Origin of the sequence: Mesorhizobium sp. M0184 (assembly GCF_040322215.1) — a bacterium.
In the GTDB taxonomy this organism is placed as follows: domain Bacteria; phylum Pseudomonadota; class Alphaproteobacteria; order Rhizobiales; family Rhizobiaceae; genus Mesorhizobium.
Genome location: NZ_JAMYSZ010000109.1, coordinates 1 through 690, shown reverse-complemented (window position 1 = coordinate 690; position 690 = coordinate 1). Strand labels below are relative to the sequence as shown.

At 67.4% G+C, this 690-nt stretch carries 1 pseudogene; it reads left to right on the top strand.

Going from position 1 to position 690, the window contains the following annotated elements:
* Positions 1–15 precede the first annotated feature (15 nt).
* Positions 16–690: pseudogene (locus NKJ23_RS34525) on the top strand (DUF3363 domain-containing protein); the annotation flags it as partial.

The window sequence follows — 690 nt, the reverse complement described above, 5'->3', positions numbered from 1 at the left end:
CCCGATGCTGTCGTCATGGCAAATCGTGACAGCGACAGATTCCAGGTTCGCACCGGCCGGACGCGGCATGGCGGCGCGCCGGTCAATTCGCGCACGCTGCCCTTTGTGCGCCAGGTCGAGATTGCCATCCGCAAGCAGGGCGGCAATCCCTATCGCCTCGGTGCAAGCAGCGGTGCCGGGAAGGGGAGTGGCCGCTTCAACGCCCGCGGCCGCGGCGGCAAGCTGGCAGCAGAGTTGCCAAGGGATGGTGGCGGTTGGAAGCAGGACGGCAATGGCGTCCGCTTTCGCTCCCGCCGCGTCGTCGTGAAGGCGCGCGTCGTCAAGTTGCCAGGACGAGGCAAGGGGACCACCGGGCGCGGCCAAAAGTTCGTGTCGACCAGCAAGGCCGTCGATGCGCATCTGCGCTATCTTCAGCGCGACGGCGTCACCAGAGACGGCGAGAAGGGCAGGGTGTACTCGGCCGTCGAGGACGAGGCCGACGGCAAGGCCTTCGTCGAACGCGGGCGGGGCGACCGGCATCAGTTCCGCTTCATCGTCGCGCCGGAGGATGCCGCGGAGATGGAAGACCTGCGGTCCTTCACCCGCGATCTCATGCGGCAGATGGAGACCGACCTCAACACGCGCCTCGACTGGATCGCCGTCGACCATCACAACACCGGCCATCCGCACACCCATGTGCTGCTGCGCGGC